We start from the raw sequence: 7,956 nt of genomic DNA, 5'->3' as shown, positions 1-7,956 counted from the left end.
TCAACAGTCTAGAAGATTTGGAGAGTTGGTTAAATTCTCGCAACCCCTGAAAAGTCAAAAGTCAAAAGTCAAAAGTTAAAAGTTAGATTTGATCGGTTCAAAACTTTCAATTCAAAAGTTATTTACTCAAGTCAAAATTCAAAAGTCAAAAGTCAAAAGTGAGATTTGATCGGTTCAAAACTTTCAATTCAAAAGTCAAATTATAAAAAGCGAGCTTGGCTACTACAAACTATTGTTATTGTCAAATATGACAATAATAGTTAATTTTCCGCAAATTCTGTATATTTCCTCAAATTAGGTGGATGATAGGCCAAAACAATATCTTGTGCTGGAACTCCTTTTTCTATTAATTGGTCGGCGATCGCTTCTTCAGTTCCGTCATGTTGTACCCAGATTTTTCCATCAATAATATCGACATGAATAGCACAACCATAAATTCGGGTATTGTTATTTTTCCACCCTAAATTTACCATTTGATAATGGTCTCCTTCGCGGTCAAAAACTGTTTGACTTTTTATTGGGTCGTTAGGAGAACGCAATCTAGCTCTTACTGTTAGTAATTCCTGAATTAATTGACGATATAAATCTAATTTATCTATTGAGCGATCGCCTCCTTTTCAATGTCATAAATAATTAAGGGGATTTGGTTACGACTAATTACAGTTTGAATAAATGGATACTTAAAAAAGCACTTATAAATCTCTAAAGGAACTGCTAAATACAATCGTCTTTCTACTTCTTGTTCTTCCAAAGCAATACGATAATTAATGAATTGCCCAACCGCAGTGTGAAACTCAAAAATTGTTGAAGCTGCCAGAAAAGCTTTGATTTCAACAGCAATTTTTTTATCCTCTTTTGTTGCAGCAATTAACTTTTATGCACCTAAATCTATATAAAAATTAACAAATCCTAAATCAATACGATAGGGGCATTCAATAATTAATAATTAATAATTAATAATTAATAATTACCTCTCCTTGAAAAGAAGAGGATTGACTAAAAGGAAATTTTTTTCTTGTTTCTCATTTAAAGGAGAGCCTTCAAACCTTAATTATTCGGTGAGTTATTATCCAACCATGATTCTCAAGAGCAGTTCTAACTAATTGATGAAAAATATCTTTAGCAGACATTGTACCGTTTTACGGAAGTTAAAATTCAAAAGTCAAAAGTAAGATTTTATGGCATTGCTAAATTAAGGTATGAAAGTAGGTTTATAGGAAATAGGGAACAGTTAATATTAACAAGTAGTTCAAACCATCCAAAATACAAAATCCAAAATACAAAATTATAAAATCATACCCAGAATCAGCAACCCCGATTTTATAGGCTCAAAACTTTGACTGATAACTGATAACTGATTTGTTGGGTTGCGCTGGCGCTTAACCCAACCTACAATATAATAAATTATTAAATTAATTATCAAAATAATTGGGTCTAAAACCCTGCCTTTTAAGGTGAAATATTTTTGGAGCGTTGCTCAAATCCACGTTACAAAAATAACTTCTGACTTCTGACTTCTAACTTCTGACTTCATTAAAACTATGTCGGTGCAAAACCAAACAAAACTTAATCAACCATCTTTAGAAAAACATCTAAAAAATTACTTTGGTTATGATTCATTTCGCCCAGGGCAAAAACAAATTATTGAAACAGCACTTCAACAAAAAGATATGCTAATTGTTATGCCTACTGGTGGAGGAAAATCTTTATGTTTTCAATTACCAGCATTACTCAAACCAGGCTTAACAATAGTAGTATCTCCTCTCATTTCTTTGATGCAAGACCAAGTAGCAAGTTTACAAGATAATGGTATTGCTGCGACATTTTTAAATAGTAGTCTTGGACTGACAGAAACTCGCAGACGAGAAACAGATATTATGCAGGGCAAAATCAAACTTTTATATGTTGCTCCAGAGAGATTATTGTCAGAAAGATTTTTACCATTTTTAGAGTTAATTAATACTCAACAAGGTATCTCTACTTTTGCCATAGATGAAGCTCACTGTGTTTCAGAATGGGGTCACGATTTTCGCCCGGAATATCGACAATTACAAATGTTACGAGAAAGTTATCCAAATGTGCCGATGATGGCTTTAACTGCTACAGCAACAAAACGAGTCCGGGGAGATATTATTGCTCAATTAAATTTACAACAACCTTATATTCATATTGCTAGTTTTTTCCGTTCAAATTTATATTATGAAGTCCGCCAAAAAAGTAGTGCTAAAAATACTTTTGCTGAAACATTGCAGATAATTAGAAAAATTGGTGGTTCTGGAATAGTCTATTGTAATAGTCGAAAAAAAGTTGATGAAATTGCTTATAAATTACGACAAAATCGTGTATCTGCATTACCTTATCATGCTGGAATGGATGATGAGGAAAGAGCTATTAATCAAACTAAATTTATCCGAGATGATATTGATGTAATCGTGGCAACTGTGGCTTTTGGTATGGGTATTAATAAGCCAGATGTTAGATTTGTAATTCATTACGATCTGCCTAAAAATATCGAGAGTTATTATCAAGAAACTGGGAGAGCAGGTCGAGATGGAGAACCTGCTAAATGTACTCTATTTTTTAGTTATGGCGATAAGAAAAGTATTGAATATTTAATCGCTCAAAAAGTTGATGAACAGGAACAAAGAATTGGTTATCAACAGTTAAGGCGAATTCTTGATTATGCTGATGCTACTGAATGTCGCCACCGAATTTTATTAGGCTATTTTGGTGAAGATTTGCCCGAAAATTGTGGAAATTGTGATAACTGTAAATATCCTAAACCAATAGAAGATTGGACGATTGAAGCAATGAAGTTTTTATCTTGTGTGGCGAGAACTAAAGAACGGTTTGGTATGAACCATATTATTGATGTTTTAAGAGGTTCTAAAAATCAGAAAGTTTTAGATAAAAAACATGACAAACTTTCTACTTATGCTATTGGTAAAGATAGAAGTGCTGATGAATGGAAACATTTAGCAAAATCTCTCTTACATCAAGGTTTAATGGATGAAACAACTGATGGTTATTCAGTGTTGAAACTTAATCAAAATAGTTGGGAGGTAATGGGGCGAAGAAAAAATGTAGAAATTGCCATAGAAAAGAAACGTAAAATTGAAAAAACTACTACTTCTTTAGCCGCAGATGAACAACGATTATTTGAAGAATTGCGGGCATTACGGAAACGAATTGCTGATGAACAAATGGTAGCTCCTTATGTGGTATTTCCAGATACAACTTTACAACAAATGGCACAGAAACGACCTCAAACTTTAGATGAATTTATGAATATTTCTGGAGTAGGTAGTCGGAAACAAGAGAAGTATGGCAAAAAGTTTATTCAAGCTATTAGAAATTATTGTGCCGAGAATGGTTTACCTAGTAATTCAGAACCTATTCGAGAATTAGCAAAAGTTGTAGATAATGTTCCTTCTTTTACTCAAATAGAAACATTAGAATTGCATAAACAAGGATTAAGTATTGATGCTATTGCTAATCAAAGAGGAATAAGTTCTGGTACTGTTACTGGTCATTTAGCCGAATTAATAGAAAAAGAGCAACCAGTAGATATTGATAAATTAGTAACACCCGAACATCAGGAAAAAATTATTGCTGCAATAGAAGAAGTAGGAGATGGAGCATTAAAACCTATTTATGAATATTTACAAGAACGTTATAATTATAATGAAATTAAATTAGTTAGAGCATATTGGCGGAGCGATCGCTTAGATTTTTAGTTCGTAGTAGGGCTTTAGCCCAGTTCGTAGTAGGGCTTTAGCCCTTGAATCTAAAATCCAGTAATACAATTGTCTACTCTATACTTCCTTCCCTTTCTCAATCTTCATTCCTGGGTCTTCCGTCGGTCTGAAAGAGGGCTAAAGCCCAACTACGAACAGATCCCTATTCCCCACTACCCAACGCCGAAATAGTTCCACTGCAAACCGCAAATTGCCCTCGGTTTCGATAATGACATCGTGGCGAGCAAGAGTTTCAAGAGCATTATTTAATATACTTTCTTCTAAACCTGTAATTTCCTGGATAGTGGCACGACTACAACCTTCTGGATAGTCAGCTAAAGCTCTAAGAATATCTTGCTGTCCCGGTGCATCTTGAGCCGCTTGACCCCAAACTCCTGTGAAATAATAACGCCCATTCTGGAATAGTTCATTTTGACGAATAATGGCTTCCACATCTGCAACGGTAAAAACTGACTCTCGTGGTTTTCCCTGTTCAAACGTTTGGTCGTTGTAGCGACGGACAAGTAAAAATCCCAATAGTTGTACTAAATAAGGTTGTCCGAATGTTAGGTCGTAAATGCGATCCATTGCTTCTGGTTCGTAGTTGAGCAGGAAGTCTGGGTTTGGGTTGGCAAGGAGTTGTCTAGTTGTTGCTCTATTCAAAAAACCGACGCGGATGGGAATAACGCTGGCAAAAAATGGCTGAAAGTAATCTTCTGTCATTTCTTCAAGAGTGTGCAACCCAGCGAAAGCAAAGGCAATTTTCGGACTCATCTGCACGAACCCCCGTAATACTGCCATGAAGTTAGGGGGGAGTTGTTGGGCATTAATTAGGTTTTCAATTTCTTCAAATTCATCCAGGGCAATAATTAAGCGTTTGTTGTCTAATTTTTTAATTGCCTGTTGTAAGTAGAGTTTAAAAGTTCGTTGGGGAAGTCTCAGGAGTTCGTCTATGTCTGGTGGGGGAAAGTTGAGAGCTGCTGAAATTTCATCACTTATGGCTAAAAATACCTCACCCATTCCCTCGGAAATAGCTGCTAAATTTTGGAGGTTGACATAAACAACTTGAATATCTGAACCGGAATAGTTAGCAACATTCCGCAGAATAGATGTTTTTCCCATGCGACGATGACCGTAGAGAACAACTGACTGCTTGTGAGAATTTCTAACCCACAGTTCCTCAAGCTGTCTCATAATATCTTCCCGACCTACAAATAAGTCACCCTCTACTGGGTCGCCAATAACATAGTGATTTTGTACTGGTTGAGTAATGGAAATGTTACCAATATCTTGAGCAATGCTTTCTAGGGCTGTTTTCCAATTTTGAGCAATATCGACAATCAAACCTTGTTCTGCTTGGGGAAGAGTCTCCGCATTATTTTGAATTCCTGTTAACTGGCCTATGGCTCTAGCGAGTGCAAAAGCAGTAGTTGACTTTGAGGTTGCTGTTAAAATGAGTTGTGTCTCTTCGACGACGCGACGCAAACCATTGATTGCTTTCCAGGTGCTGGGGCGTAAAAGTGGTTCAGAGGGAAAGATGGGAACTTGTATTTTGGCAATGGCATAGGGGTCTTTTGCAGCTTTAAACTGAGTGAGCGTTTGAGCCAAGAGAAATATTTCTTCACCGTACAACAAAGAACGTACTTTCTCAAATGCTGCTGTTGCTTCTTCAGGTTGTTGTTCGTGGAGATACCAGAAACCTGCAACAGTTGCACGAGATGGAGTATCTAAACGAGTTGGTGTTCTTGAGGAGACTCTTCGCAGAAAAATATTGAATTCTCTGAAAAACAGTAATTTCAATTCTTGTGCTAGAGATGCAGAAGCAAATTTCACAAGCTTCCAATCATAGGGATTTTCTGCTAGTTGAGCAACTCGATAAACAAGTTGCTCTGGCGGAAGTTCTGCTAGCACCTGATTGATAGCATTGACAACCGGAATAAATTGTAAGCTATATTTTAAGAGTTGATCGATATTTTCTAAACCTACTTGCCAATCTTTTCTCAACCAAAGTTTTAAGCGATTTGTTAGTAAGGGTAAAGGAATAGAGGTTATTCTAGGTAGAAACCAACTACGATTCTGGACTGATATCAAGTTTAGTGGTACACCAATTAACCAGTTTTCTGGATGCAAAATCGTCACGCCAAATGCCACACCAAACACCATACCAACCGCTCTCATACCAAACAACATACTAACTGCCACACCAATCACCACAGCAAACGCCATACCAACTGCTATGCGAACCATTACGCCTGCCTTCACCTCTGCCTTCACGCCAACTGCCATGCCTAATGCCACACCTGCCTTCACGCAAAACGCAACGCCGAACGCCATGCCTCCCGCCAAAGCAAACACCACGCCAACTGCCACACCCAGCACTACTCCTCCTGCCACGCCAACCGCCACCCCTCCTGTCATGCCAATCACTACTCCTCCTGCCATGCCTAATGCCACATTTCCCCAATCAATGATACAACCCATTTGCTCAAGTAATCCGCAAGCCAAATAAGGAGCACAAAACATCAACAATAATCCCTGAAACCATAATTTCAACTGGTTAGGGTGCTGACGCAGAAACTTTAGCTGGCTTCGCCAAGTAGTTTGTTTTTCTAGACCTTCTCCACCACCATACTTTTCCACATACCACCGCAGCGCCTGGGGGAAATAAAACACCCAATACAACAACCGCAAATAATCCAAAGGATTCCAAATAGAGAGGGGTCGCTTCAATTGTGGTGCTAGATCGAGACGAGGAACAGAATCACTATTTTTTTTCATCTTAAGAACATTAATAATTGAAATGTTGTAGGGGTGAATGGCCATTTGCTAACGCAAAGCTGCCGCTAACGCCCCTACTTTTAGGTTTCCAGCATCCCCACAAGTACATCAACTAATGAATGCTTACTATAATTTCATTAATTTTCTTGTCCAAATCTAGCTAATAATTCGTCACGAGATAAGTTAGATAACTGTAAAATTAGCCTGTTCAAATCTTCTTTTGGCAACTCCATAATTTGAATTTGTTCAATAATTACCTCTAGATGGTTATCTAATTGGCCAAAGCGAAATACAAGTAAGCTTTCGATTATTTCTTGACGTGCTTGTTGATATCCCTGTCGATACCCTTCTTGTCTAGCCTCTTCTAAACGTTGGGAAAAAAGTGGTGATAATTTAATCAACTTTCACCTCCAAATCTAGCTAATAGTTCGTCACGAGATAAACTAGGTAACTGTAAAATTAGCCTGGAATAATCTTCTTTTGGCAACTCCATAATCTGTTGAATAATTACCTCTAGTTGGCTATCCAATTCTCCAAAGCGAAATACAAGTAAGTTTTTGATCGTTTCTCGACGTTCTTGTTGTACACCTTGTTGTACTCCTTGTTGTACTCCTCGTTGGACTCCCGACTGAGTAGCCTCTTCTAAACGTTGGGAAAAAAGTGGTGATAATCTCATAATTAACTCCCTATCTTCTGGATCTTTATCTGGATTTACTTCTATATTACTCAGCAAATCTGCTAATAACAATAAAGCATTTTCACGATGGATATTATCTTTGGGTAATGCTTCTAATTCATCAATGGCTTGAGACTGAACTTTGTCCTTACCTAATATTCTCAGCCACATGGTTTCTGGAGTTTTTGGTAATTGATGAATCACTACTATTGCTGTGCGGAAATATTCTCCTAAAAAGTAAATTCCCGAACACCAGTTTTCTTCATCTAAAGTAGCTCTAAATCCATCTAATATTTTCTGAGAAGCTGTAGGAGTTAATATCCATAATTTCGGATAATCATCCATAGGAATACAAGTTTTATTTCGGTTCATTTCTCGTTTAACTTTCAGTAATTTGAGAATATAACTATTAATTTCATCAGGGGTTAAAGGATTACGATAAGGTTCAAATAAAGCAGAAGTTGTAGCCAAGCGACCTAATAATCCTAATTCTTCTGGATTTCCTTGAAGTTGTGGTTGGGGTGAAAACCAAACATCTATTTGTCGGACCTCTCCTCGAACTTCACGGGGTGCTTTTACTTCCCCAATACTTGATAGTAATTCTTCTAAATATTGTTTGGCAAATTGGTCGTGGGGAAATATAGTCATTTTTTTTATTATAGGAGGGAATAGGAAATAAAGAACAGTTGGAACTATACCTCATAGATTAAAGAAATACTATAGCTTTTTCCTCTCAAATTGTTCATAACATAGACGCATAACTTT

At 36.8% G+C, this 7,956-nt stretch carries 7 protein-coding genes; 1 reads left to right on the top strand and 6 read right to left on the bottom strand.

Annotation, left to right across the window (positions count from 1 at the left end):
- Positions 1-260: 260 nt before the first annotated feature.
- The 3 genes from AC3DU7_RS19150 to AC3DU7_RS19140 all read right to left on the bottom strand — a co-directional run bounded on the left by AC3DU7_RS19150 (position 261) and on the right by AC3DU7_RS19140 (position 1,130).
- Entirely contained in the window at positions 261-599 is a 339-nt protein-coding gene (locus AC3DU7_RS19150; RefSeq protein WP_488040907.1) for a XisI protein, read from the bottom strand.
- Positions 596-868, bottom strand: coding sequence for an element excision factor XisH family protein (locus AC3DU7_RS19145; protein ID WP_488040906.1), 273 nt, complete (start codon positions 866-868; stop codon positions 596-598). The genes AC3DU7_RS19150 and AC3DU7_RS19145 overlap by 4 nt, the downstream gene beginning before the upstream one ends.
- Positions 869-1,040: 172 nt before the next feature.
- Positions 1,041-1,130 (bottom strand): element excision factor XisH family protein, encoded by a 90-nt coding sequence (locus AC3DU7_RS19140; protein WP_488040905.1) that lies wholly within the window; start codon positions 1,128-1,130, stop codon positions 1,041-1,043.
- Positions 1,131-1,541: 411 nt separating this feature from the next.
- Between AC3DU7_RS19140 and recQ the strand changes: the two genes are divergently transcribed.
- On the top strand, positions 1,542-3,737 hold the full coding sequence (recQ, locus tag AC3DU7_RS19135) for a DNA helicase RecQ (protein ID WP_488040904.1): 2,196 nt from the start codon (positions 1,542-1,544) through the stop codon (positions 3,735-3,737).
- A 138-nt stretch (positions 3,738-3,875) separates the two neighbouring features.
- Here recQ and AC3DU7_RS19130 read toward each other — a convergent pair whose 3' ends face one another.
- The 3 genes from AC3DU7_RS19130 to AC3DU7_RS19120 form a co-directional block, all read right to left on the bottom strand.
- The gene (locus tag AC3DU7_RS19130) at positions 3,876-6,515 is read right to left on the bottom strand and encodes an AAA family ATPase (protein WP_488040903.1); all 2,640 of its coding nucleotides are present in this window, start codon (positions 6,513-6,515) and stop codon (positions 3,876-3,878) included.
- A 137-nt stretch (positions 6,516-6,652) separates the two neighbouring features.
- Complete coding sequence (locus AC3DU7_RS19125) at positions 6,653-6,916, bottom strand: hypothetical protein (RefSeq protein WP_488040902.1); 264 nt, start codon at positions 6,914-6,916, stop codon at positions 6,653-6,655.
- Positions 6,913-7,839 (bottom strand): hypothetical protein, encoded by a 927-nt coding sequence (locus tag AC3DU7_RS19120; protein WP_488040901.1) that lies wholly within the window; start codon positions 7,837-7,839, stop codon positions 6,913-6,915. The genes AC3DU7_RS19125 and AC3DU7_RS19120 overlap by 4 nt, the downstream gene beginning before the upstream one ends.
- Between the last annotated feature and the right edge of the window lie 117 nt (positions 7,840-7,956).

This window comes from Okeania sp. (assembly GCF_983059655.1).
This window is presented reverse-complemented; position numbering and strand designations above follow the sequence as displayed.

Bases quoted from the DNA above. Each gene is read 5' to 3' on its own strand.
- AC3DU7_RS19120 (WP_488040901.1), bottom strand. From the start codon at position 7,839: ATGACTATATTTCCCCACGACCAATTTGCCAAACAATATTTAGAAGAA.
- recQ (WP_488040904.1), top strand. From the start codon at position 1,542: ATGTCGGTGCAAAACCAAACAAAACTTAATCAACCATCTTTAGAAAAA.
- AC3DU7_RS19130 (WP_488040903.1), bottom strand. From the start codon at position 6,515: ATGAAAAAAAATAGTGATTCTGTTCCTCGTCTCGATCTAGCACCACAA.
- AC3DU7_RS19140 (WP_488040905.1), bottom strand. From the start codon at position 1,130: ATGTCTGCTAAAGATATTTTTCATCAATTAGTTAGAACTGCTCTTGAG.